Here is a 25,910-nt window from a genome sequence, read left to right as displayed (position 1 = left end):
CCTCTAATTACAGACACTCAGGGTTTTATACTAGGTTGTTACGTAGGCGCTGCTAACGAAAATGATAGAGATGGTATTAAAATAGCATTAAACAATATGAGAACAAAATATACTAAAGTTAAAAAAATGTGGGCTGACATGGGATACCAAGGAAGAAATTTAAAGAATCACATAAAGGAAGAATATGACATAGATATTGAAATTGTTAAAAGGCCTCCATGTAGATTTTGGGTGCACAAAGATACGCCACCTGAGCTACTACCAACAAGAGAACAAGGGTTTAAAGTACAGCCAAGAAGATGGGTTGTAGAAAGGACTTTTGCTTGGGTTAATAGGAATAGAAGGCTATCGAAGGAGTATGATTTACTCACAACATCCACTGAGAATTTCATATACCTAGCTATGAGTAGGGTTATGTTAAAGAGGGAATATGCTTGAATTTACTAGTTTCCGGACAACCTCTAAGCTGAAAGAGTTTTGCCTTGAGGAGTATAAAAAAGTCTTAGATGCAAAATTTCGAGAGATGGATGAAGATATAATGGGTGAATTAGTCAGCAAAGATAAAAGTTTTAAAGATAGAGATTTTGATAAAATAATACCCGATAGTGTAGGATTAAGGAAATTATTAAATGATAAAGCTAAGCTAGTTAAAGATAGTATTAGGGAAGATTTAAAGGAAGTGGTATTGGAATCTGTTCAGGATAGGAATAACAGAATCAAAGAATCAGCTTCTATTTCAGACTACAGACATTGTGGTAGTGATAGACAGATTATTGAGTATGTGCGTAATACGGATATAACAGGGCTATGTACCATGGGTTATAAGCAAGTTTTAGATATCTATGATAATATTGCTAGAAAAACAATAGAAGAGATAGACAATGAAATCATAAGTACGGTCATCGAAAGTCCAGAGCAAGAAAAAGGGTTAGTGAAGGCAGATGCAGTAGTTAAAAATTTGAAAGGAAAAGTAAATAGAATAAATGGGCAGTTAAAATCTGTAACAAAAGAGCATAAATTGTATGAAGGTGAGATCAATGAGTATTCTAATTTCATAAAAGGGGTAAAAAATCGTACTATTTTATTAGATTGGTACAATGAACTGCTAAAGCAAGTGAAGGAAGATTCAGACAAAAATGCAGCACATGTATTGCATAATTATAATAAGTCTGAGTTAGATACGAATGTAAATAACTGGTTGATTGATCAAATTTTTGATAAGGTACTGGATAACAAGTTAGAGGAACTGAGGAAAACATATCAAGTTGAGAAGGCTGACATTGAGTATCCCGAGGGTAAGAATTCTTTAAAGCAAGAAGTTAGAAAGGTGTCACAGCCTGTTATATTGGATCCTAAAAAATTTGTTAGTGCAATGCAAAGTGCGCCAAGTGAGTTAAGGAGTAATAAAGAAAGGGTAAGCAAAGTTGTAATTGATGAGATTAAGGCTATAGAGACTCTTGTTAACGAAGCAAAAGAAACTTTAGAGGAATTATCATTAAAAGCAACTGAAGATTGGAAAAAAGATGAAAGTAACGAATTAAAGGTTAGAAATTTTTTAACAATACTATCACAAGAATTAAGTAAAAGTATCTTAAAACTCTCTAACACAGGAGATCATTTATTAGATTTACAGAGCAATCATCTAGAATCTGTGAAACATACACTATCTAAGTGGGTAGAAAATGAGGATAGATTTATAGAAAAAATCCTTGTTGAAGTATTGAAGAAAAGAGAGTATCACAGGTTAGCATTAACACTAACCATTCAATTAATAGAACCACACAATGTAATAGAGGCAGAACAAGACATTTTAGATACTATATTGCTTAAAACTATAGAAAAAGACAAAAAAGATATGGCATTACTCTTGATATGTAATGGAGCTAACATTAATAAGTCTGGTGTTACTACAGGACTAGGTGGTGAGTTATTGGAAACAGTAGCGGTGGAAGAAATTGCACGTTTATACAGAGAAATGCCAGTAATTGGAACAAAATATAGGAAAACAAAAGATGGAGATTGGGAAATAACCGGATTCACCGTAACGCAACCTCATACACGTAAACTGAGTGAAGATGAAAAAATTATAGAATTCTGTAAGGTTGTTAGTTTAGAGGAATTAAGTGAACTATTTCCTGAAGATTCCTTTCCAAAAAAATCAAGTGATATTGCTATTGATTACAGGAAAAAAATATCTGAAGGTAAATTAGAAAGAGTCAAAGATGCAAAACAAACAGGGATGGAACAAGTAACACAACATTTAGAAGCAAAAGAGCATAAGAAATTAATACGTAATTGCTCCATAGGTGGTGTAGGTGTTGGTGGTGGGGCAGCAGCTATTGGTTATTCTTTTGCCCTCTTTAGTGGCCCAATAGCTATTGGTGTTTTTGCTGGTATTTTGGTGCTTAGCTTAGCTGGTTCCCAAGGATATTATAAGCTTTTGAAAGAGAAAAGTGATCTTGTAATCAGTAGGGACGATATTAAGGATTTAAATCAAGCAATTAACTTACTTGAAGAGTTGTTACAAGAAAATATCTTGTTAGGGACCAATAATACCATCTTAAAAGAAATAAGGCAGGAAAAAGAAGAAATAAATAAGGGCAAGGAGAAGTGGGTAAACATTTCAAAGCTTAAAAAGCTTATTTCAGAAATTAAAGTAAAAGGACAGAAGGACGTAATATTTAAAGAAAAAAAATGGAAGGATGATGCAAAGCTTATTGCGTTATTAATCGCAGATTTTGAATTTGAGCTTGATGCAATAAATAAGATAGAAGGAATAACATTTGAAAAGTTTGCAAAAGAAATTATAGAAAATAGAAGAGATTACATACAAAGCTTAAAAGAGCAGGATATAAAGGATAAAGAGCGTGAAACAATCAAGATACTTTCAACTGAGTGTAGTAAACAAGCAAGTTTATTAAACACAATAGCACGAAAAGCAAAACAGGACAAAGAAAAAGACGGGCAAGAAATAGAGGAAGTACAGGCAAGAGTAAAAGCTGTTCGTTTAATGTATGGTGAAGCAGAAGATTTATTTAATATACCTGGAAAGAGGATCAGACATAATCAGGCTATAGAAGAATTCTTAGAACAACAATATACTTTCCTGGTGCTAAATACAGACTATAAAGAAAAACTTAAGGGTATTTGCAGTGAATACAGAAGCCTCAAAGAAGAGTTAAAGAGTAAACAATCTATTGGTAAGGAAGAATTTGATAAATTGTCAGAATTAGCTGATGAATTTAATAGAGCAAACAAAAACTTTATTCAGCGTAAGGATAAGGAAAATGAATCTGCAAAAGATAACTTAAAATTTGATGACGAGGCTATTAATGAATTAAGATCCCATGTAATTGAGGAAATAAAACTGGCAAGGGTAGTTGCGGAACAAGAGAGAACAGTGTCAGAAAAAGAAAAAACTGAGGTAGAAGAGATAGTAAAACAACTGCAAATGTCAAATTCAGTAAGTTCTTCATTTGACAACGTAAGCCTCGAACCAGTTGCAGGACCTTCTTGGCAGATATGAGAACAAAGGAGTTTATAAAGTTTTTGGAGCGTGAAAGGTTAAAAGATGCTCTGTATGAGAGGTTAAAGTGGCAAGAGCCAAAAAGCCATGAAGAAGTAAATCAGTTATTTGATGAGTTTGGCAAGCTAAAGATAGTGTGGTGGATGCCATCGGTGGCTGAAAGTGCGAAAGGCAGAAAGTTCTCTCAAGGGCAAGTGATTGTAGTGCTGCTTTTAACAGGAGCAGTTGCTTGTTCTTTGTATGAGAGATATAGAATGTTAGGGTTGCTTAGCTTATCCTTTCTTTCAGGGTATGTTTTGCACTCGTTTTTGCACTTTGCAAAACGTATTAATTATTATACTGAAATTTATCATGAGGTTAAAGTTATGCTTTCACAAACATCAGCAAGTAATTATAAAAATGGATACATACAATCAATTGCAGGAATAGTAGATTGTGCTGAATTTGAATATCACGTTGAGCACTTGGTGAGTATGAAGGAAGGTGAGTTTGAAAAGTATAAAAAAGGTGTGGAAAAAGAGTACAAGAACGCCTTTTTCGAGAGAAAAATAGCTGAAGAGTTTTTAAGATATGTGGAATCTGTGAGAAATGGAAGTAATGAAAATTTCAAAGATGATATTGCAGAATTACGTTACTCCTATGAAATAAAGCCATATGAGAGAAAGAAGGAAGAGTATAGGAATCTGTTTGCTTTTACAAAAAGCCTATTGTGGAAAGTTGTGCCTGGGGAAGGAAACAAAGAGGAGATGATAGATATTATTCATAGTAGACTAAAAGACCTAAAGGGCAGTGATACTTTGGAAGAAGGTTTAAGAAAGACGTGCCTTTTGCATTGCACAGATGACATAGAGGATTTGTCTAAGGCAATAAAAAAGTTTTTCCTAAAGAGCCATACAGACAAAAGTAGCCATGAAAAAAGTAGGGAGATTTTCGAAAAAGAAAATGACGTATATAAAGCAGTGAGTACAATAATAGAAATATACGAAAATTACTACTTCGGAGCAGTATTTTGTGATTTAAAGGAGTTTTTAGGTTGGAAGTTAGAAGATATAACAGAAGAAAGTGTTGCTGAGCATGTGTTATCAAGGGAACAACCTTTAACACTTTTTTGTAGGGATGCACTTGGAATATATGCTAAGCATATAGAGTCAGCAAAACAAGCAATAGGTAAAGGAGTAAGGATGAATGCATATTATGATGGACAGCGTAGTTTTGCTGATATCGTGATGTGTAAAATACTTTCGAACCAATTCACAAAAGATGAGCAGAAAAAGATTGTGGGTGCATTAATGTGTGCGCCAAGAAGTGCGTAAGGAACAGTTGGCGAAAATCCAACACGGGTAAAGCTTAGCCGGCAACCTGGAACAAACCATTATGCTGCGTAAGGTAACGAGCGTAGTAAAGCTAATGGAATGGACAACATAGGGTGCAACGAAAGTGAAGGTATTGAGTCCCGTAATTCACGCGTCATGGGGGCTGACACTTTACATTTGGTGGAAGGCAACATGGGTAATAACGCTAAGGCAAGATATTACTCACCTCATCGGGATCGAAGGCCGCGTCATGTGTTGAGATGGACCTTACGTGAACTTGGGAGATCCTTTGTATTCCTGTAAGGGTACTCTGGAACAAGTCAATAAAGGCGAGGACTGGAGGAAGATGCAAAGGAAGTCGGACTAACTGATAGTACTCGGAGTGTGGGAAAGCCACATACAAGGGGAAGCGGTTAGCAATATAGTGACTGGTATAGGGATTGCTATACCAATACAACAGAGATTGGAGGAGTATGCAAGGAAAACTAAACCAGATAGCAGTAAGGGCTAAGCAAGATAAGCGAGTAAAATTTACATCATTAGTTCATTTGATTAATGAAGAGAATCTTGCAGAGTGTTATAAGGAACTAAAACGCAACAAGGCTTGTGGTATAGATCGTGTGACAGTGGAAGCTTATGGAGAAAATCTAGAAGAGAAACTTAAAACACTAGTGGATAGTATGAAGAGAAAACAATATCAACCGCTACCAGTGAAAAGGGTATACATACCCAAAGCCGGGAGCAAAGAGAAGCGCGGTCTCGGAATACCATCAACGGAAGATAAGTTGGTACAGGTAATGCTAAAGAAGATATTAGAAAATATTTATGAAGCAAACTTTATGGACAGCTCGTATGGATTTCGACCAGGAAGAAATTGTCATCAGGCGATAAACGCTCTAGATAAAGCAGTTATGCACAAACCAATTAACTATATTGTAGAAGTGGATATCAAGAAGTTCTTTGATAATGTTCAACATAAATGGCTAATGAATTGTCTAAGGGAACGAATAGCTGACCCAAATTTATTGTGGTTAATAAAACGATTTCTAAAGGCAGGAATAGTCGAAGTTGGATGTTATAAAGCAACCGATCAAGGCACACCACAAGGTGGTATAGTAAGCCCTGTATTAGCTAATATATACTTACACTATGTGCTGGACTTATGGTTTGAAAAGAAATTTAAGCCAAAAGCCAGAGGATATTTACAGCTAATAAGGTTTTGCGACGATTTTGTAGTTGGCTGCGAGAGGGAAGAAGACGCAAAAGAATTTCTAGAATTACTGAAACAAAGACTAAGTAAATTTGGGTTGGAAATAGCTGAAAATAAAACAAAAATAGTAAAGTTTGGTAAGAAAGAATGGTATCAAGCAGAAAGAGAGAAACGTAGGACGGCTAGCTTCAACTTTCTAGGATTTACACATTATTGTGGAAAAAGTCGTAATGGTAAACTTATGATGAAGCAGAAAACTTCAAAAATAAGCCTAGCCAGAAAGATTAAAGAAATCAAAGAATGGTTGAAGATGGTACGAAGTCGTATCTGTCTCAAAGATTGGTGGCAGAAACTTAAAGCCAAACTAACAGGACACTATAGCTACTTCGGAGTTAGCGGAAATTATCGGTGTTTGATTCAATTCTATCGACCGGTAACAAAGTTAGCATTTAAGTGGATAAACCGACGTAGTCAAAAGAAAAGTATGGATTGGGAACAATTTATACACTATTTAAAAGTAAATCCATTACCAAAACCAAAGGTATATGTTTCTTTATACACAGGAGCACTAGTGTGAACGCTGTATTGTGGAGCCGTGTGCGGAAAATCCGCAAGCACGGTTCTTTTGGGGAGACTATGGTTATGAGACCAAATCGCTGGTTTCAAGGTCATGAGTCTCTACCAGACTGAGAGGCGCAACATTTGGTTACGATCTGTTAAATGATAAACTTGCAAGCGAAATTTACAGCAAACTGCAACCAAATATTCAACCGCAGATAAATGAGCGACTTCAAAAGCTGAAAGAAGCTGGTGAAAATGCTGTTCAAGGAGGAAGCGTAGAAGAGGTAGAAATAGACAACGATACATTTTATATGAAATTTTCTGGTGGTAGAGTAGAGCCTGCGAAAGTAATAGAAGGTACAAGCAATTTGGGTCTAAACAAAGGATGGATAGAATCAGGAAGTTACATAATAAAAATAGACAATGGTGAAATTGAAGTAAGAAGCGAAAAAGGAGGTACAAGAAATTATGTTGATCTATCAGATAACAGCGATTTTCAAATGACGCTTCATTCAAGCCTTGGTGAGCTAAAAATTAGATTGTGCCACGATGCAGAAAATTACGGTCAAGTACAAGTAATAGTAGAAGACAAAGAAACGTGGGAGAAATTACAAGAAGAAGGAGGAGAAATAATGGAAAATTGTCTGTTAGGAGGAAAGACGATCGAAAAGGCAATAAGAGAAGGAGGTTTCACACGGTGTGGCATATGGAGTGAAAAGAGGGCCACAGAAGAAATAAAGGCAGTTGGCAAGAATGAAACATTGTCGTGGGTGGATAGAGTACATGGGGGTAGTAAAGCAACCTCTGTGGAACGTTAAACAACCGAATTCCTTCTCCACTTACAACGGTTACTTAAAAATAGTGGAGAAGGAGGTTTTTAATTAGGGGGTATACGTAGAAAAAAATTTACAATAGAATTTAAAGTTAAAGCTGTGGAATTAGCTAAAGGGTCATGAGCGAGAACAGCAAGAGAGCTAGGCTAGTGGATTAGGTAAATGGATAAAAGAGTATAAAAAAAGCTCTAAGATAAGCTTTAGTTCCTGAAGGTAAGGCCGGCCTCCCTGCTTTACCTTATTTTGGACGATTTGGATGTCTTAAGTTTTTGCAGTTAAAAATTAAGGAAGAACTTTAATAAAATTTTAGAACAGGATATATATTTGTTTTAAAGTTCGTGTGAAAAAGAGTGGCTCCTGATTCTATAAACTACAGAGTAAGGCAAGAAGTAAGAAATTGTAGGTTAAAGCGAGGATATACTCAGAAGGATCTAGCGAATAAAATCGGTGTAAAGTACTGGCTAATATTGCAATACGAAAAAGGTGGACGTAGAATTCCAATTAAAAAATTATATGCCATAGCAGAAGCATTATCAGTTAGTGTTAAAGATCTAGTTTCCGGACAAGCAGTATCAAAAAGTTATCTTGAAGGAGAAGAGATAGCAAGAAGATATAAAGAGATTAAGAGTCAAGAATTACGCAAAATATTTTACTTATTAACAAAATTCATCCGGGTTAGTGAAGAAAGTAGTGGAAAAGCAGTGAAAGTGGCAAAGGGTTTAGTTAAAGAAGGAGTTTCTGTTTCGCGCTTATCTATTGGTGAATATGAGGAGAAAAAAATTCCTATTCCATACAAAGTAGGGCAAAAGATAAAAGAGTGGAGGTTAAGACGAGGACACACCCAAGAAGATTTAGCGAATAAAATCGGGGTGATAACAAATCAAGGAATATACGAATATGAACAAGGACGAGCTGCTGTTTCACTTGAAACATTAGATGAAATAGCAAAGGTATTATCAATTAGTATCGTAGATTTACTTCCCGAATCGACAGAAGATGAGGTAGAGCTATCAAATTTAATAGAAGAATACAAAAAGATTGAGAGTCAAGAATTACGCCGCATACTAATAGAATCTTTATTTGAAGGCATACGGGTTTGCGAAGAAAAGGTTAGAGAAGCAAAAAATTGCAAAGAGTCTAGTTAAAGAAGGGGTTTCTGATCTCGCAAACGGCTGGTTTATCTGTTAAAATTTTTATAGTAAAATAGTCTAGCGTGTTGTATATATAGGTTTGTTTCTGTAGATGAGGATATATGTTTACTTCTGTAAGAAAAAGCGATTTTAATCCGGTTGGTTCTATAAACTACGAGATAGGACAAAAAGTAGAAAGTTGCAGGTTAATACAAGGGTACAATCAGAGAGAGTTAGCAAGTAAGATTGGGTCAACGTACCAAGAAATAAACAACTATGAGCTGGGGTATAGCCATATTCCAATTGAAGAATTATATAGAATAGCAGGGGCACTATCAGTTAGTATTATAGATCTACTTCCAGGACCAACAGAACTAAAAGAAGACAGTTGGTATGAAGATGAGGATGAAGAAATAGTCTATCTAACGAAAATACATATAGAAATTAAGGACCGGGAATTACGCAAGAAGCTTTATCCATTAGTAAGATTTGTATATGTTAGCGAAAAAATTAGTCAAGAGGAAGCGAGAATAGAAGTAGCAAAAAATCTAGTTAAAGAAGGAGTTTCAGTTGATATTATTTCTCAAGCGACTCGCTTATCTAATTACGAATATGATGATACAGAGAAAGAAATTTGTACTGATTCTGTACTCTACAAAGTGGGAAAAAGGATAAAAGAGCAGAGATTAATACGGAGATACACTCAAGAGGAGTTAGCAAATAAAGTCGGGTCAACATCTAAAGAAATACACGACTATAAACAAGGATACACAGACATTCCAATTGAAATATTAGATAAGATAGCAAAGGCATTATCAGTTAACATTAAAGCTCTATTTCTTGAACCAACAGAATATGAAATTGAGCTATTGAGGTTCATAGGTGGATACAAAGAAATTGAGGACCAAGGATCAAGGGATGTATTGGATGCGTTAGTCAAATCTCTATCTGAAGGAATGCAGACTGGCAAAGAAAAGGTTAAAAAAGCGGAGAAAATCAGGGTTGCAAAGGATCTAGTTAAGGCAGGTATTGCTGTTGATATTATCTTGCGAGCATCTGGACTAACTGTTAGTGAGTGTCCAAAATGAATTGAATTCTGGATTAAAAACAGAGGTACTCAGAAATAATGTATTAAGATATAAGTAAACGTAGTTATTTACTTAATAAATCTATTTACCATCTCTGAAAATTTGCTTAGATTTCGGTTGTTCAACAGATACCTCTTCTAGCTTTTCTGGCTCAGCTTCGGATCTTACTGCTAATTTGCGTTGTTTAATAAACTTCTTTAATGTCTTGACTGCAATAAAATTAATACTGAAAACACATGCAGAAGTTATTGCTAGTGCTGGCAGAGGAGTTAGACTGAATGTTGGTAAAATTGCCACGATTGTAGCAGATGTTAGTAAAAATGCTAGTCTTTTGCTCCCGATTATCTTGTTTTTCTTGGACTTTATGGGGTTTAGGCTTTTTATTTTCCCTTTTAGCTTTTTGAAGCCTTTTTTGAACACTTTGCCTCTTTTCAGCTCTTTTTCTACGGGTTTTGTTTTTAAGCTTTGTATTTTTTCTTTTATTCCTTTTTTATCTTTTTTTGCTTTAGAGGTTACTTTCAAGCATAGGCTAGGTTTCACCACAATTTCAGAGAGCGGTTTTGGCTTATCGTTTGAAGTTTTAGCTTCTTGACCCTTAGTATGCTTTTTGGGCGAAACTATGTTTTTTAAACCTTTCTTTGCTTTGTGGTATAATTTCTTTAGTTTACTTGGCATTTTTATGTAAATTAAGATACGATATCGCAAAATTTATCGATTACTTTTTGATTACCTTCTATCATTGCATTTGCCTCCTGCTGCAGACATTTAATATTTTTAGGTGTTACATTATCCATCTCAGCCGACGCTATTGTCAGTTGTGATTGTATCCTGATGTATCTGTCGTCCATTACATTACTTAGCTGGTAATTCACTACATCAAGACTCGAAGCAAACATCACATTTAACAGAGGCTTTATCCAGGCTATCTTTCCTAATTTTCTGTACTTTATTCGATTAGATAGCCTACCTGTGCCAATTGACACCAGCACTATTTCTTCATTAGGGAAAAGTTTTTTACTATTTGCATAAGCACAAGCCGCTGGGTTATTGGCAAACACTCCTCCATCCACTAGCACTCTTTTCTCTTGCTTAACTTCTAAATACTTAGGTGCAAAGTATGTTGGTGCTGCTGTTGTGGCTCTGAGTGCGTCTTTTAACTTAATGAAATTCCTATCCTCTTTCCAACTTTTGAAGAAAAATGGACAATTATTGTGAATATCATAACTTGTAATCATTACATTACTTAAAGTGTTTTGTAGGGTATCATCACCAAAATATTTATCCAGTACAGATTCAATATTTTTATGTGGGTATTGTGCACAGTTAAACCAAGATAGTATTGATCGCCTCAAGAATGATGACTTGAAAATATATGCTCCGTACTTTTGGTAAAGCTCAACTAAATCATTTGCTGAATATTGGGGATTTCCCCGTTCATCTTTTTTACATAACCCTGCTACAACAATTCCACCAGTTGAGGTTCCTGCCATTAAATCAAAGATTTCAGCTATCGGTTTCTTTGCCCTCTTTTCTATTTCTGCTAGTACAATGGCTGGTATGACGCCTCTAATGCCACCTCCATCAACGGATAAAATGTATTTAATCATTGTGAGTTTAGGTAAAGGTATTAAGATTTAATTTTTCCGCCTAGAACGTGTAATTTAAACTCATCCAATTCCTCAGAAAGATTTTTTACCCTTTCCTCAAGCACTAACACTTTTTCCATTAAACCATATTCAATAAGTTTATCGTGAAATTGTACCCTTGAGTCTAATTTGGATAACCACCATATCAATGCTACGGTTTGGATTAATATGGTAATAATTACCGTAATTGGGATTTTTTGCTTTTTCATGTGAAAATATTAACTTGTTATGGATAGTTTTAGAAGTTTATATACAGATTATAGAAAACTTACAGCTTTAGTGATTACTTTTTGTTGATTCGTATCGGTCCTCTGCTTCTGCAAGTAGCTTAATGATTTCATCATAAGGTTTGTCCTTATTATGCCGTGATCTTAATACAGCAATTTTCCTTGGTGTTTTTCCATCTGTATCTCTAATGGTAGGGTCTGAACCTTTGTCTAATAAAAATCTAATTATCTCCAATTTGCCTTCATATGTAGCTGCATGTAAAGGTGTCCATCTTTCATATTTCGTAGCATTTATATCAACTCCTTTTTCTACTAGGAATTTTACAACCTCTGCACATCCCTCTTCTGCAGCATAATGTAGTGCTGTTAATTTAGGGATCTGCACATTAATATCTAATAGATTTTCTACTAAGAATTTTACAGTCTCTAAGTTACAATTTTGAGAAGCAATGCGTAATATCGTTTTATAATTATCTGCAGCTTTTGCCTTCATGTAGGAATAGGTAGCAATAATACATACTATTACTGCTATAAGCCACCAAAAATGCAGCTTGTTTTTTGTATCTTGACCCAATTTATCCATATTCAACATCTTTTTAATATTAAATAGATCATTTACTCATTTTTTATTAACATTACTTACTCAAAGATGCTGACAACATAGTAAGGTAACCTGAGCTATTTAAAGTATGCTCCGCTCTGTTAACTATCCATTCACCATCTACCGCTTGATTAAAAGCTATAAGATTAAGTTTAGCTTCTGCAAATAACTCTGGATTACCAGGTATAGTGATATCCAATACTGCATTATTTCGCTTTAGTTGTTTTAACTTAGCATTTGCTGCACTCAACGCTGACTCTGCATTAGAGTAAAGTTCCAGCATAATATAACTTGGCTCGCTACTACCAACTGTTTCTTTAATAGTTTCGCCCTTTTCATAGCTGTGCCATTTTGCTACTACTGAATTATACTTATCACGTACGGTAAAATGCACTTTCCAATTTATCGTGTCTTGAGGTCTAATAGCTGTTGTTCCTAAAGCTTTTCCAGTTGCCGATTTTGCTTTGCCTTTTGGAATAAAAAGTATATATCCGCCAGCTAGCTTTGCCATTCCTTCACGCTCTGTTGCGATCTTTGTTAACAGACTTATATCACTTTCATCTATTTGGTTAATATGTGGTATCAACACATTTTCAAATTCTTCTGCAACTCTGCATCCATATCCGTGCTTTTCTGCTATTTCCTTAACCAAGTTACCTAGAGTAATTTGATGCCATTCTTTAGATACTTTCTCTTTTAATGATAGTCTTAAATTTGTTCCATGACCCTTTATTAGCAAGGTTTTAGGCGGACTCTGCACCGTAATTTCATTAATTGTATATACACCCATGGGCATCACTCCGATTTCCCTGTACCCTAAAGAAATATTCAATTCATTCGGAATATTTAAGTTTTCATCTCTGTAATCAACACACACTTCAACTACATCGTCTATTGTTCCTGATTCATCTGTAAGGCGCAATGATATGACTCTATCTTTCATTGATTCACATTTATCTATTATAAAATCTGGCTGCATTTATTCCCAGACCTTTAATTTTGACTTTTGTATTATTTTCTGAATAGTAGGAAGCTTTATCTTTAATCTTGCAGGCAAAAAGCTTCCGTATTCTGCAAGGCCTGGATTTTCAAGCAATACTTCCTCCACTGCTCCACTACTATACCCATAATGCTTCCAGCAAATCAGGTCTAGCATTTCTCCTTCTTTGGTTAAGTAATATATAGTCATCTATAGCTCTTCAAACTCAAACTAAATTCAACTTTTCTTGGTAGTCCATTAGGTAAAAAATACATCTGCTTTTCTTCTAACCTGGTAATTACGAACTGTCCTAAAATATTACCTAAACTATCTACTAAAACATGTGGTTTTTCAGCTTCTTTCATATTCTTTAATTGATTGAGCCCATTGAGATTATGTAGATAAATCGTTCCTTCTAAATCTATATCTTCTATACCTTGACCGATATTTTGTAATAGTGGCATATTTTCAATACACTCAATTGTGCTCCAACGATTTTCTCTATTATACTTTAAACTTGTTGGAGCAAACTTATACGGACCAAGAGACAACATTTTAATAAACAGGGTCTATGGTATCAAACAGAACATCACGTGATTTTTCTCTTATCCTTTTTATTACTTCATCAGCAAGGTTACGAACATCTTGATTTGGTGCTGCTTGTACACTTATGTTGAAATAATTATGTTGAGTTTGGTTAAAAGTTTTATTTTCATATTTGCTTTTTACGTACTCTTTCAGATTGAGATCTTTCTCATCTACTATAGATTTCTTTTCTGCAATAGCATGTTTAATTTTAACATTATTCCAGCTATTTTTAGAAATTCCTTTCATCACACTATTATTTGATAAAGGATTCCCATTATTAAAAACACTATTTTTAGAAAGTAAATTGCTAGCTTCTCCATCAACTAACGAAATAACAGTTTTTCTCTTCTCAAATTCTTTTATTGGACTATTTTCTGACACTTTCCCAAATACGCTACTAACTGTATCTCCCACCCATGAAAAAGCCTCTCCTATCGGTTTTATGATTGATTTCCAAAAACTAGCAAAGAATTCCTTCACTTTTTGCCAGTTAGTTATCACAAGTGCTGCACCTGTGATAAGTCCAGTAATTAAAAGTCCTATAGGATTACTCATTACAGCAAGTGTTATTGCTCTTAGTCCTATTATTACTGCAGGAAAAACTGTAGCTGATAAAAATGAAAATACTCCAAGTAGGTTTGCTTTCAGACTAAAAATCGTACTTCCTAGCAATGTAAATCCGTATCCTAGTCCTACTGCTACAATTTTTAAACTTATCAAGGCTGCTACAGTACCCATGATCGCCGTGGTTAAAGTTGGATATTTTTCTGCAAACTCTGCTATATATCTAGTTTTTTCTTGTAAAAATTCAGCTATAGATTTTAAAGTAGGCAGCATCACTGAGCCCAGGTTCATACCAACTTCAGCTATTGCATTTCGAAGAAGTCGTAATTTATTAGCTGTAGTGTCTGCACGATTTTTGAATTCTTCTTGTAGAGAGCTCTTGTACTTTTCTGTATTAGCCAATAACTTTATTGCATCTTCGTATTTGTTAAAACTTCCAGCTAATAATGCAATATCATCTTGATATTCCTGACCGAAAAGTTTCATAAGGATTGTAGAACGCTCCTGGTTATCCATTTTCTTTAGAGTTTGAAAAAAGTAAAGTAGTGCTTCTTCCCCATTTTCACTTATCCTTTGTACCATTTCTTCTGCGGCTATGCCCATTTCTTCTAGTGCTGCCTTAAACTCTTTTCCTTGACCTTCAGCAGTTTGAAGCTTAGAAAGTAAAGCATTTATAGCAGTTGCAGCTTTCGCTGGTTGTTTGCCTAAGCTAATGAAAGCATTTACTAAGCTGCTGGTTTGTTCAAACTTTAATCCAAACTGTTTTGCAGTACCACCAACTATAGCAAGCGCTTGTACCATATCCTTTACTTTAGCAGCAGTGTTATCTGATAAGTGATTGATTACATTACCAACGTGTTCCATCCCACTAACATCAATTCCATAAACATTTGAAAGTTTAGCTATGGAATCACCCGCTTGCTCTGCAGACATATCAAATGCTGTTGACATTTTTGCTACTACTTCTGTAAACTTAAAAAGGTCTTCTTTCTTGATACCAAGTTGACCGCCGCTTGCAGCTATTTGTGCCAGTTCTGCGGCTGATAATGGTATAGTACGTGACATCTCTTTTAACTTCTTTGCAAATTTAGTTGCTTCATCCGTTCCTTTTTTAAAATCTACCACTTTTGTAACATCAGCCATAGCACTTTCAAAGTCAATCGCAACTTTAACTGGAGCTGCAAGCGTTAGCCCTAGCCCAATAGTCTCTACAATTTGTGACTTAAAATGTGCTTTACTTGCTAAAAAACTTTGGTGACTACGTATTGCAGACCCAAGCTTACCATACTTACCTTTTAGCACTTCAATAGAAGAACCAAGTTTATATTGATCTCTTACTAAGGATTTAATATCCTTTCCACTTTTCCTTACTTCTTCATTTAATGAATGCAAAGCATCTCTCTTTTTCAAATATGCTTCTTTTGCTTTTGTTGCAGAAAACTTAGCTTTATCAAACTCAGCTTTTAAAGTTTTGCTTGGTTTCTCTATTGTTTTCATTTGTTTAGCTAAAGATTTTACCTGATCTTCAAAGCACTTCCAAGACCTCCTGCTAGTCAAAACATCACTACCCAACTGCTTAAACTTTGATACTGATTTTAAAGATGAGTCAAGCTTTCTTATATTCTCACCAAGACGGGTAAGTTGACTACTGCTTCCCTTTATTACAGTATTAAAACTGTCATCAAGTACCGCACCTATTTTTATTGATAATACTGACATTTGAACTCCCTAGCTAATTTGCTCCATGAAATAAACTCACTAATCTCCATATCAAGAATGTGCTCAACTCCACCACCTATGATAGAGCCAAGCACTAGTATTTCTAATCTCAAGTTTTTTGGATAATCGGTGAAAAAAAATCCTTTAATACCTCTTGAACTTTCACATAATCAGCAATATCTAACTCTTCAATCGCTTCTTTTGCAACTGATGTCAAATTGGCAGTCAAAGTTACTTCCTTACTCAGATCACTACCATTAAGGCGTTCTATTGCCAAATAGTCTCTAACTTTTGGACGTCTAACAGTAAGTTCTGAGACAGAAATACCATCAACTGTTATTGGGTTATTAAGTGTTATAGCTTGCATGTTCCTCCTTAAAAAGTTAATTAAATAAAAGTCTATATCGGTTTTACATAACTAATTTCTTTGTATGGTGCTATAAATAGGATTAGCTTTGATAAGAATCTTTTCTGTGTTCAATTGAAGTAATAACTACTGTATGTTCTGGTACATCTATATAATAAAGTATACGATAGGTACTCACCCGTAGACTACGTTGTCCACTTAAGTTATGCTTTAATGGCTTTCCAAGTCCAATTGGATCAACTGTTAGACGCTCCATTATTGCCTTCTTAATCATTAACTTTACTTTTGCTGGAAGAGCCGGAATGTCTTTCTTTATGACAGATTCTGAATAGTCTATATTGTAAGGGCTTAATCCCAGAAGGCATCTTGATGTTTAACCCTCTTTTCTTTATAGCGTTCGTCAGCAATCTTAGATAATTCCATATCTTCAATTTCTTCTTCCATTAATTCAGTTAATAACTTTAAAACGGACTTGTCTTGAGATTGTGCTACACTAACAAGTAAACCAGTTAGCTGCTCTATGGAATTTGTATGAGCTTTAGAATCCATATTAACTATATACCTACAACTTCTTATATTTTAACATTTTTATGTAATTTTGTCAACTATATCAGATGCCTAAAACCGTTTGCAGCAAGGCCATCTGATCAACACCATTTATCTTTCTAATCATATTTTCAGCATCGATTTCTATCAGCTCATTGCCATTTATCGTAAGTTTGTAGTAATGGGCAGCTACAGTGCATTTGAGCGTTGCTTTTTCAGCAGGTTTCCAGTTACCAAAATCAAATTCTTTAAAAATGCCTCTTAAATTGATTATTACTGCTTCAATATCATTACTTCCACTACCTTGCATTCCACCACGGAGCGTCAAAGCTACTGAATTTCCATTTATCAACCCAAATAGCCGAAAGAGCTCTGTATCGTATTCAGAAAAAGTAAAATCTGCTTCTAGCTTTTCCATGCCCATATCAATATTTATTGGAATATCCATACCACCAGCTCTATATTCTTCAGTTTTTATGGTAAGCTTTGGCAGAGTTATTTCATCTATTTTTCCTGCATAACCACGACCATCAACAAATATGTTAAAATTCTTTAAAATCTTTGGTAGCATTTCTCTTTCTCCTTTTTACAATATTGCACCACTCACAAGATGTGACCTGAAAGTAATCTGTTCTGCTGGATATGGTGGCATGAACTCAAAATCAAAAGACACTTTCCCGCTTGCAATATTTGCCGGTGTATTGAGTTCTGGTGTTGCATAACATTTTCCGCTAATAATCGCCCCTTGTGCTTTTAAACTTGCAAGGTAAGAATTCACCCCCTCAATCACATCATCTATATAAGTTTTGGTAATATTGCGATCAACTGCCCATAGATGAGCTCGAAGTAGACTATCATTGATTAAATCTGCAGTTCTTCTCACTGACAGAAAAGCCCATTTCGAATCATTTGAACATGTTCTATTGCCCCAAAGCCTGTAGCCATTTTGATGAATTATCGTTGTTACTTCATTTTCATTTAAATGGTTTGCTCTACAATTTGTATTACCGAGCGTAAAATCAATAGGCCTGCTTGTTCCAACAATACCATTTATCTCTTTGTTTGAAGGTGAATGCCATAAGCCTTGTTCGCTGTCTATTTTAGCTATTAAACCTGCTACAAATGGGCTTGCCGGTTTTTCTTCCCCTTCAAATACCTTAACCCATGGATCAACAACGTAAACTCTTGAGCTGCCTACACTTTTTCTCCATTTTATTGCTTCTTCATCATTAGTATTTGGTCCATCTGCAACAATAATTGCTCTTAATTTTTCTGCTATGGAAATTAAAGCACTCACTACTGAATTTACTCCATCTATTTCAGGTAACTGATGAGTAAACTGAGGTGCAATTAATATTCTTGGCGCAACATGAACTATGCTTTCACTGCTGAGAAATGCCTCAATTCCCTGATATTCTCCGGTTTCTTTATCAACTCCACCAATTATATTTTGAATAGTTTCACTTTCTTTGAGCTTTGGATCACTGTTATCACTCTCTTTAACTCGAATAACCACTACTGTTGCACCAATTTGGGAAAATATTCCATTTACTGCAGAAGGTAAACTTCCACTCTTTCCAAGTCTTGCTGCTTCTTTTAAGCTTCCTGCTATCAGTACTGGTTTATTCAGTGGCACGTTCGCTTCAGGAGCAGTACCAATTACACCTATCACTGATGATTTAGCTGTGCGTACTGTTCTTGACCCTGAGGTTACCTCAATAACATTTACTCCGTGTAAAAATTCCTCTGTCATATAGTTATCTGCTAAAACTTGCTCTTTAAAATTGTCAAGAAAACTCTTTTAATTTTCTTCTTCTGATTACTACTTTTTAAGATTTAGTATATTTATTAAAATAAAGACAGAAACTAGAAAGTATAGAAAATTTCGCATTTTGCAATAGCTCTTCTTAAATATTCTTTTTACTGCGTTGAACAATTTTTCCCACCTGTTAAACAATTAACAATAAAAATTCTCTCTGGCTTGTTTTAAAGTATTTTGTTTTCAACTTATATGTTTTTTTAATGCCAAAGTTTATATGTTGCATCTAATCCTGGACATTGCCACGCTCTTAGTGTTCTCTCTACATCTATTTCAAGTCCTGTAGTCAGAAAATTGCTGCGAAAGTTATATATTCCCCACTGAATAAATTGACCATAGATTGTGCTATACATGTGCTCACTTGCAAAGAACTCAGGTGTCTCACCAACTCTTTCATTTCCTGAGTGAAGATTGGATGACGTATAAAGTAACACTGTAACAGTTTTTCCTGCTGGAATGATTATGTTACCTGATGCAATAAATTCAGGACCGCTAATTTCATGCTGGTAAATACGTGTCCAAGTAATTCTCGAAATCTCTGACTTCCTTGTATTAGTTTTATCAGGTGTACCTATAAATAATCCTGCTCCTCCATAATTAACTTCATCTTTATACCACATTGCAGATCCAACAAAGTTTAGAGTTTTACTTATATCTACATTGCTTGTGTTTTTTACGAATATTACTCCCAATGCAGCATAAGGGTATTTCAACATATTGAATTGCTCCGAAAATCCATCATACATGAATCTTGGGTATGATTCTCCATAGATAAATGTACCTTTACTTCCTTCTAAAAAACTGAGTTGTCTTGGCCGATAAAAACTAACATAGCTTGTATCATATGTGTGAGTACCTGCTAGTAGTTGCAGCATATAGTCTGTTTTTGTTACATCACTACTCCACTGACCAAGCTCAGTTGTAAAAGTTCCGTGACCAAAGTAATTATTTTTTCTACTTAGTACACCAAATAAAAAAGGTAATGCTCCAGGTTCAATCATATGACGATTTCTTACTTCTTTCATGATTGATGAGCCACTTGGTACATCATTAACAGTACGGAAGTTATTCACTAAACCTTTAAGACCATCTTTATGATCATTGCCAACACTATTTATTGCTGCAATATTGGCATTCTTTCTCGTATCAAGTAGCGATAAATTTGTTGTCCCTTTTTCATCAATTCTCTTTAATAACTGCTTCTCTGATTCAGAGATCACTGCTAAAGAACTAGCTTTTTTATTATCCAGATCAGTTAAGTGTTTTTTTGCACTATCAAGAAGTTCTTTTAGCTTACCATCTGTCATCTGTACAATTTCAGAAACCGCACTTTTGTCGACTATTGATTCCAATGCTTTAGCAAGATATGCTAGTTGATCTGGTGTACTATTTGCTGCTAAATCCTTAAGTCTTTTTTGTAGTGCATCAATTATTTCTTTTACTTTAGTCATTTGCACAACGTTGGAAATAACTTTTTTATCTGCTATCAGTTCTAGCGATTTTGCAAGATATGCCAGTTGATCAGGTGTGCTATTTACTGCTAAATCCTTTATCCTTTGGTATATTGCTTCTTTCATTCCCAAAAATTCAAGAAAGTTTCAAAATTCAGTCGTTCAAATGCTTTTTTAAGATTGTTATCTCTTTCACTCATATCTTCATCTATCTTTTCTATGGCTGTGCGGATACGGACCACATCTTGAACAGCAATATTTTCTGGATGCGGCAAAGGATATCCTCTGCTTGTTTTATCATCTGACATTCTGCTATGTGACAATGATTCGTAGATTTTTGACTTTTGGACGATAGACAACCGTTCCACTTAAAACCAATTTTATCCTTGTCTCATTACCATTAAAATTTGATAGCACGTGAGTTCTTTCTACCCAATTTTCTCCGATTGGTTTTCCCGCTGTTAAATCAACTAACTGCCATTTTTCCACCCCCTTCTGCACATATGCTTTAACATCTGCAGTACCAGGTATTAGCGCATCATAGGTAATGGTAATCTTAGTGTTAGAGCCGGCGGTAATGCTCCTCGTGACATAATCTCCGGACTCTGAAATATTTCCTAGAACTAACTGCAAACCTGGATAAAGTACTGGACTTCTTTTTTTCCCACCTTTTAGGTTTGCTTTTACTGTTAGTTCTCCAGATAGTCTTTCACGCAGTGCAAGCGGCAAATTATCAGACAGAAAACTCTCTCCCCCTTTTTCATCTACTAAAATAAACTCTACATTCGTATCAAAACCCACTTTTTCAACATTTGTCAAAGCTATTAAGTCTGATGTATTATTTGCAGTAACTTTCCCAAGATCAAAAAGGTGAAAAAATTCGGTGAATTTTGCAGCTAGTAGTCGAAAAGTAAGGTCAAAATTCTGATGCGCTGTCCACGTACTTGCATTGCTCGATGAGAGTAATACTCCTACTTGATATGGCTGACTTGTTACCCAACGGCTATTTACTGCATCATATTTGCCAAGTTCTGCTACTTTGACCGCATTTTCCCCGTCATCAGTAAGTAAAACTATTGCATATTCCTGCTCTGCATGACAAAACACTGGTGACCAAGTTGTACGTGTTGCTGTGCCATCAGTATTGATCTTGGTTGGCTCGATGGAATTTTCAGCAATGACTGTTTGCGAGGGCACTCCAACTGTTGTTTCCCTAATCTGCACAACAACACGTTTTTTGCCTTTATTTGTAAACCATAGCTCTACACCTCCTATATGCCTACTCTCATCCAAGGTAAATGTTTGTGCTAAAGGATCAACACGTTTGCTGGCAAAAACTCTTCTTCGCTCTTCTATGGTAATAGTTTTTTTACCAGTATACGTTGCTTCTCCATAACTTCCCTTATCCCCATAAAACTGTACTAATTTAGTACCTGCTGGAATATTTGCTGGTACTTTCACCTTTCCCTTTAATTTTCCATTGTTGTTAGCTGTGAGCATATTTTTTACCTCTTACGCAGTAGGCTGAATGAAGATACCATCGAACTTCACCTCCTTGAGCTTTTCATTTGGCTCAAAACCTTCAATTTCAAAATTCTGTACTGCTTCTCTCATAAATTCAGCTTCATATGAATTACTTGACATCAGCTCTGTTGTTTCTCTAGTATTAAATACTCTGGTTACTGGACTTTTCCAATTCGTGGTAACCTCTGTCCAGTGATCAATGTTTTTATTTATGGTAATTTTTGCGGTTACTTTATCAAAAGCTTGATATGGATTAATTTTTTCACTTTTAGTCTGTAAAAGCTGTTCCAATACCGGCTCAAGTTCATATGGCAAAAGATATCTTTCCCCACCTTTTTCAATATCTGCAACTTCTACATCTATTGGCAGAACTAGCTCTCTATTTACTATCGCTGCAGTCTGCACAATTCCTTGATCACGCATATCATCATCGAAGAACGAATCAACAAATACTCCTTTTTTCGTTGTAGGTTCTCTTGAATTTGCATCACTGCGTAAACGCTCCTCTGCAACCAGCGCATAAAGATCATTTATTCCTTTTTTCATTGCTTCAAGCTCATTCATAGGTACAGCATGAATAGCATTGTTCACTACTTTTACTTTTTCGCCTTCTTTCCATGTCTGATGAATATAGCAAAGCAAAAGTTGTCCGTTAGGTGCTTTTGGCATTGATGGTCTCCAAGAGTGGGAAATTCCTTTTATTCTTCTTACCACTCCTTTGCTATCGATAGTAATTAAATCAAAGCGGGGCATTTTCCAGGTGTAATCAATTAGAACCAAGCTGTTATCAACTGCTCCTTTTACTTTACACCCCTGCTCACTTATATCTTCAGGACTTACATGAGTGCGACAGCGGTAAGTTATTTGATAACTACTTCCAGGAGCTGGTTCTTTGCCTGGTAATGACCAATCAACGTTTCCTGCGTTTAGTTTATAATCTATGCTGTTTTCATAAATAACATTGCCTTGTTTAATTTGAATAATTTCAAGTACTGCAGAGTCAGGTATCGGATCAATGGCTCCTGAATATGAACCGTGAGTAATGGTAATAGTTTTTTGAACAGTTATATCTACTTTTTTAATTTCACTTATTGGAAAATCATTAACCTTCAGTTCCATTACTCTTTGGCTATTTGGCTGAAAAGTATGTGGTTCTGATTCAACTGATTTTATATCTGGATCTTCATCAAAAGAAACACGAATACTATGAGGTAACTCAATTTCATAACCATCAACATGAGCCTTGCCCTCATTAATCACAAATATTTTTTTCCCCTTTTCGTCCCCTTCTTCTCTCTGCAAACACATTACTTCTAAACCGTTTACTACGTAAGATCCATTTGCTTCTTTGTCATAACGAGCAAGAGCAGTAGTTACTATATTTGCTTGTGGTGGCGGTGAATGTTCTATCAATACTCCATTTTCAATGTTATAAATTGGATAAAATTCTCCATTTACAGAAAAAGGGGAAGAAACACCTTCAGCTTGATAACCCCAAATGGTAGAAACTTTAAGCCTTGCAGCTCCTACTTCCTGATAGTTTCTTGTACCAACTGCAGGATCACGAAGATTTTCGTCCTCAAGTTCTGTAATGGTAGATTCTAGATAATAAATACCTATGCGAGCTATAGTATTAAGAGGAATAACAAATTTTTCTTCCCTTACCTTTCTCACCGCTCCACGCAGATAGATTTTTCCTCCTTCAAGTGTAACTTTGCCAGTTTCTCTATCTATAATACAATTGCTTCCTGTTATAACATCGCCATCACGAAATATTGCATCACCTATGCCTTTAAGCTTAGAGAGAGCATACTCCTGAGTCTCGTTTAGTTCTGCAGACTGTAGACCTCTTCCTGCTAGAAACAAGCTTTTTTCGTATCCTTTGTCAGGATTAAAGCGGTTATAATAGGCGTTTAAAGTCATTTTATGCTAGAAAAATTCAAAAAGTTACAACAAATGAAAAAGTTTCCCGAGTTGCAGATGTTCTGATAAGTGGTACTGTATGTTCCAAAATCAATAAAATTCCATGGTCTTCTATATCTTGAGGTTCAAAATATCTCTGTCCTTCAGGTAATTCTTTTTTTACTTTAGTACCAACCATAACCCCTAGCTCTCTGATTACTCGATTTGCTGCATCCGTGAAATCGAAAGTGAATTTGAGAAAAAGATTATTGGTTGGTACATCAGAAGGCCTAAACCTTCCAGAAGGAGTCAAAAGCTCTCCATTCTCATCACCTGTGCAAAAGAGAACCTCATCTGCAGTACGTCTGCCAAGTTCATTCAAGAGCTTTATAGAATTTATAGGTTCAGGTGGTGTGCTTTGAGTATATTCTACAGTAACTGCACTATTTGCCGTGATAGAGCTATTTTCCGTACGTTTTATTACACCAGTACTACTATCAACTGTATTTGGCTGATAAGTTGTTTGTCCGATAAAAACTTTTACGTCTTTAATGGGATGGTGATCTAGGGCTATTTTATCCTCAACAAAAACTTTTTCGACTTGATGACTACTTTCCCAATTGGCATCACCACTGCCCCAGGCAAGATGTAGAGACTGCTCTTTTATACTTGCTGCTATTGCTGCTCTTCCTGATTGTGTAAGAATTGACACCTGTGATGAGTTTGAAAGGCTTATATAATATATATTCAGGATTTGGAAAATTTTTGTCCAAAAAAAATGAATTTTTGCCTAATTTTTTATTGCAGTATTATTTGAAAATCGAACTGTATTATTCTCGAAAAAAAACAATAGAATATCAATAGGTTAAAATTGCATCTGTATTATTTATTTTTGCTCCTGTCCTACAAAGTGCACCTATAAGTTCTCATCCTTAAAGCATTAATTGTTTTAGGGAAAAGTTATGAAACTAAAAACTGCCATAGTTGTTCAAAATATACGGTATCAAGCTAAGAGATTAAAACTTTTTGAATGCTTTGCTCATGAAACTCATGAAGATCTTGAGCAAGAACTTTTCTGTGAAATTTGGACTTATCTTGATAGATATGATGAAAGTAAAGGTAGCTTTAACACTTTTGTAGCAAGATTAACTGAACGTCGTGCCAACAACTTATTAGAGAAACAACTATGTATAAAACGCAATATTAATAACTACATCAATATTGAGAAAACAGAAGCTTTTGAAAATGAAGTAGCGAAACGTACTGATGTAGATTACATGATTTCAACACTACCAAGAAAGATGCAAAAGATATGCGAGCAACTCAAGTACTTTAACTTATATGAAGTTGCTAAGATGAACAACATATCAAGAACTACTTTAAATACTATGATAAGAAAAATACGTACAAAACTCTCTTCCATCTACTACAAGGGCAAAAAGAAAAATTGAACATAAATTCTACCTTTCCTGAATATATAACATATAACATTGAGGTGAATAAATGACTTTTAAAATTTTAAACAATAATGAAAGACTGAAAACAACCACAGGCATAAAAGTAGTAATTTTTGGTCCTTACGGTATTGGTAAAACCAGCCTCTTAAAGACTATAAGTGAACCAACACTTTGTCTTGACTTTGAAGCAGGTCTGCTTGCTGTTCAAGATTGGCAGGGAGATTCTATTAGTGTTCGTACTTGGAATCAAGCTCGTGATATTGCTTGCCTAATTGGTGGTCCAAACCCTGCACTAAAATCTGATCAAGCGTATAGCCAAAGACACTATGAGCACGTATCAAGTAAATACAATGAAGAGTTTTCTAAATATCGATGTATTTTCATTGATAGCATTACCGTAGCATCACGTCTTTGTCTCTTATGGGCAAAAATGCAACCTGAAGCTTTTTCTGAGAGAAGTGGAAAGCAAGACATGAGAGCTGCTTACGGAATACTTGCGCAAGAGATGATGGCTTGGCTCAATCAGTTTCAACATATCAGAGATAAAGACATCATAATAGTTGGCACATTAGGTCAATATCTCGATGACTGCAATCGTCCAACTTGGCTACCTCAATGTGAAGGAGCTAAAACTGCTAGTGAGATTCCAGGGATAGTTGATGAGGTAATCAGCATGGTTGGAATCAAGAAAGATGATGGTACAGAGAAACGTTCATTTGTCTGTCAGACTATTAATACTTGGGGATACCCTGCTAAAGATCGAAGTGGCTGCCTTGATATGGTTGAAGAACCGCATTTAGGTAAATTACTTGCGAAAATTAAAGCCAAAACCTTGGCTTCTGTTGCCTAAATTTAATTT

26 protein-coding genes and 2 pseudogenes are annotated in these 25,910 nt (G+C 35.3%); 10 read left to right on the top strand and 18 right to left on the bottom strand.

From position 1 onward, the window contains the following. Positions 1-3: 3 nt before the first annotated feature. The 8 genes and pseudogenes from ABWU55_RS03360 to ABWU55_RS03325 all read left to right on the top strand — a co-directional run. Positions 4-438: pseudogene (locus ABWU55_RS03360) on the top strand (IS5-like element ISWpi1 family transposase); the annotation flags it as partial. Continuing rightward, positions 431-3,526, top strand: a complete 3,096-nt coding sequence (locus tag ABWU55_RS03355; protein ID WP_353286529.1) for a coiled-coil domain-containing protein — start codon at positions 431-433, stop codon at positions 3,524-3,526. The pseudogene ABWU55_RS03360 and the gene ABWU55_RS03355, both read left to right, overlap by 8 nt. Further along, complete coding sequence (locus tag ABWU55_RS03350; protein ID WP_353286528.1) at positions 3,523-4,839, top strand: hypothetical protein; 1,317 nt, start codon at positions 3,523-3,525, stop codon at positions 4,837-4,839. Before ABWU55_RS03355 ends, ABWU55_RS03350 begins: the two co-directional genes overlap by 4 nt. 382 nt (positions 4,840-5,221) lie before the next feature. Further along, positions 5,222-5,350, top strand: coding sequence for a hypothetical protein (locus ABWU55_RS03345; RefSeq protein WP_255324786.1), 129 nt, complete (start codon positions 5,222-5,224; stop codon positions 5,348-5,350). Beyond that, positions 5,313-6,626, top strand: coding sequence for a group II intron reverse transcriptase/maturase (gene ltrA, locus ABWU55_RS03340; RefSeq protein WP_006280268.1), 1,314 nt, complete (start codon positions 5,313-5,315; stop codon positions 6,624-6,626). Before ABWU55_RS03345 ends, ltrA begins: the two co-directional genes overlap by 38 nt. A 295-nt stretch (positions 6,627-6,921) precedes the next feature. Next, complete coding sequence (locus tag ABWU55_RS03335) at positions 6,922-7,428, top strand: hypothetical protein (protein WP_353286527.1); 507 nt, start codon at positions 6,922-6,924, stop codon at positions 7,426-7,428. A gap of 365 nt (positions 7,429-7,793) precedes the next feature. Beyond that, a pseudogene (locus tag ABWU55_RS03330) lies at positions 7,794-8,631 on the top strand (helix-turn-helix domain-containing protein). Between the two features lie 64 nt (positions 8,632-8,695). After that, the gene (locus ABWU55_RS03325) at positions 8,696-9,661 is read left to right on the top strand and encodes a helix-turn-helix domain-containing protein (RefSeq protein ID WP_353286526.1); all 966 of its coding nucleotides are present in this window, start codon (positions 8,696-8,698) and stop codon (positions 9,659-9,661) included. Between the two features lie 81 nt (positions 9,662-9,742). Here the strand turns inward: ABWU55_RS03325 and ABWU55_RS03320 are convergent, their stop codons facing one another. The 18 genes from ABWU55_RS03320 to ABWU55_RS03235 form a co-directional block, all read right to left on the bottom strand. Then, the gene (locus ABWU55_RS03320) at positions 9,743-10,336 is read right to left on the bottom strand and encodes a hypothetical protein (RefSeq protein ID WP_353286525.1); all 594 of its coding nucleotides are present in this window, start codon (positions 10,334-10,336) and stop codon (positions 9,743-9,745) included. A gap of 11 nt (positions 10,337-10,347) precedes the next feature. After that, positions 10,348-11,268 (bottom strand): patatin-like phospholipase family protein, encoded by a 921-nt coding sequence (locus ABWU55_RS03315; RefSeq protein WP_151807932.1) that lies wholly within the window; start codon positions 11,266-11,268, stop codon positions 10,348-10,350. A 20-nt stretch (positions 11,269-11,288) separates the two neighbouring features. After that, complete coding sequence (locus tag ABWU55_RS03310) at positions 11,289-11,516, bottom strand: hypothetical protein (protein ID WP_151807931.1); 228 nt, start codon at positions 11,514-11,516, stop codon at positions 11,289-11,291. 67 nt (positions 11,517-11,583) lie between these two features. Further along, positions 11,584-12,117, bottom strand: a complete 534-nt coding sequence (locus tag ABWU55_RS03305; protein WP_151807930.1) for an ankyrin repeat domain-containing protein — start codon at positions 12,115-12,117, stop codon at positions 11,584-11,586. A 52-nt stretch (positions 12,118-12,169) separates the two neighbouring features. Further along, complete coding sequence (locus ABWU55_RS03300; protein ID WP_151807929.1) at positions 12,170-13,114, bottom strand: contractile injection system protein, VgrG/Pvc8 family; 945 nt, start codon at positions 13,112-13,114, stop codon at positions 12,170-12,172. Next, a complete protein-coding gene (locus ABWU55_RS03295; RefSeq protein ID WP_151807928.1) occupies positions 13,115-13,324 on the bottom strand; it encodes a tail protein X in 210 nt (69 codons plus the stop codon). After that, positions 13,321-13,668, bottom strand: a complete 348-nt coding sequence (locus ABWU55_RS03290) for a phage tail protein (protein ID WP_151807927.1) — start codon at positions 13,666-13,668, stop codon at positions 13,321-13,323. The genes ABWU55_RS03295 and ABWU55_RS03290 overlap by 4 nt, the downstream gene beginning before the upstream one ends. Position 13,669: 1 nt before the next feature. Beyond that, on the bottom strand, positions 13,670-15,985 hold the full coding sequence (locus ABWU55_RS03285; RefSeq protein WP_151807926.1) for a phage tail tape measure protein: 2,316 nt from the start codon (positions 15,983-15,985) through the stop codon (positions 13,670-13,672). Positions 15,986-16,094: 109 nt separating this feature from the next. After that, entirely contained in the window at positions 16,095-16,352 is a 258-nt protein-coding gene (locus ABWU55_RS03280; protein ID WP_007303022.1) for a phage tail assembly protein, read from the bottom strand. Between the two features lie 82 nt (positions 16,353-16,434). Then, positions 16,435-16,608 (bottom strand): type II toxin-antitoxin system RelE family toxin, encoded by a 174-nt coding sequence (locus tag ABWU55_RS03275; RefSeq protein ID WP_237357345.1) that lies wholly within the window; start codon positions 16,606-16,608, stop codon positions 16,435-16,437. 92 nt (positions 16,609-16,700) lie between these two features. Next, positions 16,701-16,901, bottom strand: a complete 201-nt coding sequence (locus ABWU55_RS03270) for a hypothetical protein (RefSeq protein WP_007303020.1) — start codon at positions 16,899-16,901, stop codon at positions 16,701-16,703. 61 nt (positions 16,902-16,962) lie between these two features. Next, positions 16,963-17,469 (bottom strand): phage major tail tube protein, encoded by a 507-nt coding sequence (locus ABWU55_RS03265; protein WP_151807924.1) that lies wholly within the window; start codon positions 17,467-17,469, stop codon positions 16,963-16,965. Positions 17,470-17,484: 15 nt separating this feature from the next. After that, positions 17,485-18,651 (bottom strand): phage tail sheath subtilisin-like domain-containing protein, encoded by a 1,167-nt coding sequence (locus ABWU55_RS03260; RefSeq protein ID WP_151807923.1) that lies wholly within the window; start codon positions 18,649-18,651, stop codon positions 17,485-17,487. A gap of 266 nt (positions 18,652-18,917) precedes the next feature. Further along, the gene (locus ABWU55_RS03255; RefSeq protein ID WP_151807922.1) at positions 18,918-20,294 is read right to left on the bottom strand and encodes a hypothetical protein; all 1,377 of its coding nucleotides are present in this window, start codon (positions 20,292-20,294) and stop codon (positions 18,918-18,920) included. After that, a complete protein-coding gene (locus tag ABWU55_RS03250; RefSeq protein ID WP_151807921.1) occupies positions 20,291-20,476 on the bottom strand; it encodes a hypothetical protein in 186 nt (61 codons plus the stop codon). The genes ABWU55_RS03255 and ABWU55_RS03250 overlap by 4 nt, the downstream gene beginning before the upstream one ends. A gap of 4 nt (positions 20,477-20,480) precedes the next feature. Further along, the gene (locus tag ABWU55_RS03245) at positions 20,481-21,668 is read right to left on the bottom strand and encodes a hypothetical protein (protein ID WP_353286524.1); all 1,188 of its coding nucleotides are present in this window, start codon (positions 21,666-21,668) and stop codon (positions 20,481-20,483) included. 12 nt (positions 21,669-21,680) lie between these two features. Continuing rightward, complete coding sequence (locus tag ABWU55_RS03240; protein ID WP_151807920.1) at positions 21,681-23,615, bottom strand: DUF4815 domain-containing protein; 1,935 nt, start codon at positions 23,613-23,615, stop codon at positions 21,681-21,683. Between the two features lie 16 nt (positions 23,616-23,631). Then, a complete protein-coding gene (locus ABWU55_RS03235) occupies positions 23,632-24,306 on the bottom strand; it encodes a hypothetical protein (protein WP_151807919.1) in 675 nt (224 codons plus the stop codon). Positions 24,307-24,556: 250 nt separating this feature from the next. Here ABWU55_RS03235 and ABWU55_RS03230 point away from each other — a divergent pair, with 250 nt between their 5' ends. Together ABWU55_RS03230 and ABWU55_RS03225 are read left to right on the top strand one after the other, a co-directional pair. Next, positions 24,557-25,045, top strand: a complete 489-nt coding sequence (locus ABWU55_RS03230; protein ID WP_151807918.1) for a sigma-70 family RNA polymerase sigma factor — start codon at positions 24,557-24,559, stop codon at positions 25,043-25,045. Positions 25,046-25,097: 52 nt separating this feature from the next. Continuing rightward, on the top strand, positions 25,098-25,901 hold the full coding sequence (locus tag ABWU55_RS03225; protein WP_151807917.1) for an ATP-binding protein: 804 nt from the start codon (positions 25,098-25,100) through the stop codon (positions 25,899-25,901). Positions 25,902-25,910: the final 9 nt, after the last annotated feature.

Origin of the sequence: Wolbachia endosymbiont (group A) of Crataerina pallida (assembly GCF_964028475.1) — a bacterium.
GTDB classification, from domain to species: Bacteria; Pseudomonadota; Alphaproteobacteria; order Rickettsiales; family Anaplasmataceae; genus Wolbachia; species Wolbachia pipientis.
This window is presented reverse-complemented; position numbering and strand designations above follow the sequence as displayed.

Coding starts and splice junctions, on each gene's coding strand:
- ABWU55_RS03295 (WP_151807928.1), bottom strand. CDS start 13,324: ATGACTATATATTACTTAACCAAAGAAGGAGAAATGCTAGACCTGATT.
- ABWU55_RS03255 (WP_151807922.1), bottom strand. CDS start 20,294: ATGAAAGAAGCAATATACCAAAGGATAAAGGATTTAGCAGTAAATAGC.
- ABWU55_RS03285 (WP_151807926.1), bottom strand. CDS start 15,985: ATGTCAGTATTATCAATAAAAATAGGTGCGGTACTTGATGACAGTTTT.
- ABWU55_RS03305 (WP_151807930.1), bottom strand. CDS start 12,117: ATGGATAAATTGGGTCAAGATACAAAAAACAAGCTGCATTTTTGGTGG.
- ABWU55_RS03310 (WP_151807931.1), bottom strand. CDS start 11,516: ATGAAAAAGCAAAAAATCCCAATTACGGTAATTATTACCATATTAATC.
- ABWU55_RS03265 (WP_151807924.1), bottom strand. CDS start 17,469: ATGCTACCAAAGATTTTAAAGAATTTTAACATATTTGTTGATGGTCGT.
- ABWU55_RS03315 (WP_151807932.1), bottom strand. CDS start 11,268: ATGATTAAATACATTTTATCCGTTGATGGAGGTGGCATTAGAGGCGTC.
- ABWU55_RS03270 (WP_007303020.1), bottom strand. CDS start 16,901: ATGGATTCTAAAGCTCATACAAATTCCATAGAGCAGCTAACTGGTTTA.
- ABWU55_RS03245 (WP_353286524.1), bottom strand. CDS start 21,668: ATGCTCACAGCTAACAACAATGGAAAATTAAAGGGAAAGGTGAAAGTA.
- ABWU55_RS03325 (WP_353286526.1), top strand. CDS start 8,696: ATGTTTACTTCTGTAAGAAAAAGCGATTTTAATCCGGTTGGTTCTATA.
- ABWU55_RS03250 (WP_151807921.1), bottom strand. CDS start 20,476: ATGTCAGATGATAAAACAAGCAGAGGATATCCTTTGCCGCATCCAGAA.
- ABWU55_RS03355 (WP_353286529.1), top strand. CDS start 431: ATGCTTGAATTTACTAGTTTCCGGACAACCTCTAAGCTGAAAGAGTTT.
- ABWU55_RS03335 (WP_353286527.1), top strand. CDS start 6,922: ATGAAATTTTCTGGTGGTAGAGTAGAGCCTGCGAAAGTAATAGAAGGT.
- ABWU55_RS03300 (WP_151807929.1), bottom strand. CDS start 13,114: ATGCAGCCAGATTTTATAATAGATAAATGTGAATCAATGAAAGATAGA.
- ABWU55_RS03240 (WP_151807920.1), bottom strand. CDS start 23,615: ATGACTTTAAACGCCTATTATAACCGCTTTAATCCTGACAAAGGATAC.
- ABWU55_RS03275 (WP_237357345.1), bottom strand. CDS start 16,608: ATGGAGCGTCTAACAGTTGATCCAATTGGACTTGGAAAGCCATTAAAG.
- ABWU55_RS03290 (WP_151807927.1), bottom strand. CDS start 13,668: ATGTTGTCTCTTGGTCCGTATAAGTTTGCTCCAACAAGTTTAAAGTAT.
- ltrA (WP_006280268.1), top strand. CDS start 5,313: ATGCAAGGAAAACTAAACCAGATAGCAGTAAGGGCTAAGCAAGATAAG.
- ABWU55_RS03225 (WP_151807917.1), top strand. CDS start 25,098: ATGACTTTTAAAATTTTAAACAATAATGAAAGACTGAAAACAACCACA.
- ABWU55_RS03320 (WP_353286525.1), bottom strand. CDS start 10,336: ATGCCAAGTAAACTAAAGAAATTATACCACAAAGCAAAGAAAGGTTTA.
- ABWU55_RS03260 (WP_151807923.1), bottom strand. CDS start 18,651: ATGACAGAGGAATTTTTACACGGAGTAAATGTTATTGAGGTAACCTCA.
- ABWU55_RS03280 (WP_007303022.1), bottom strand. CDS start 16,352: ATGCAAGCTATAACACTTAATAACCCAATAACAGTTGATGGTATTTCT.
- ABWU55_RS03350 (WP_353286528.1), top strand. CDS start 3,523: ATGAGAACAAAGGAGTTTATAAAGTTTTTGGAGCGTGAAAGGTTAAAA.
- ABWU55_RS03230 (WP_151807918.1), top strand. CDS start 24,557: ATGAAACTAAAAACTGCCATAGTTGTTCAAAATATACGGTATCAAGCT.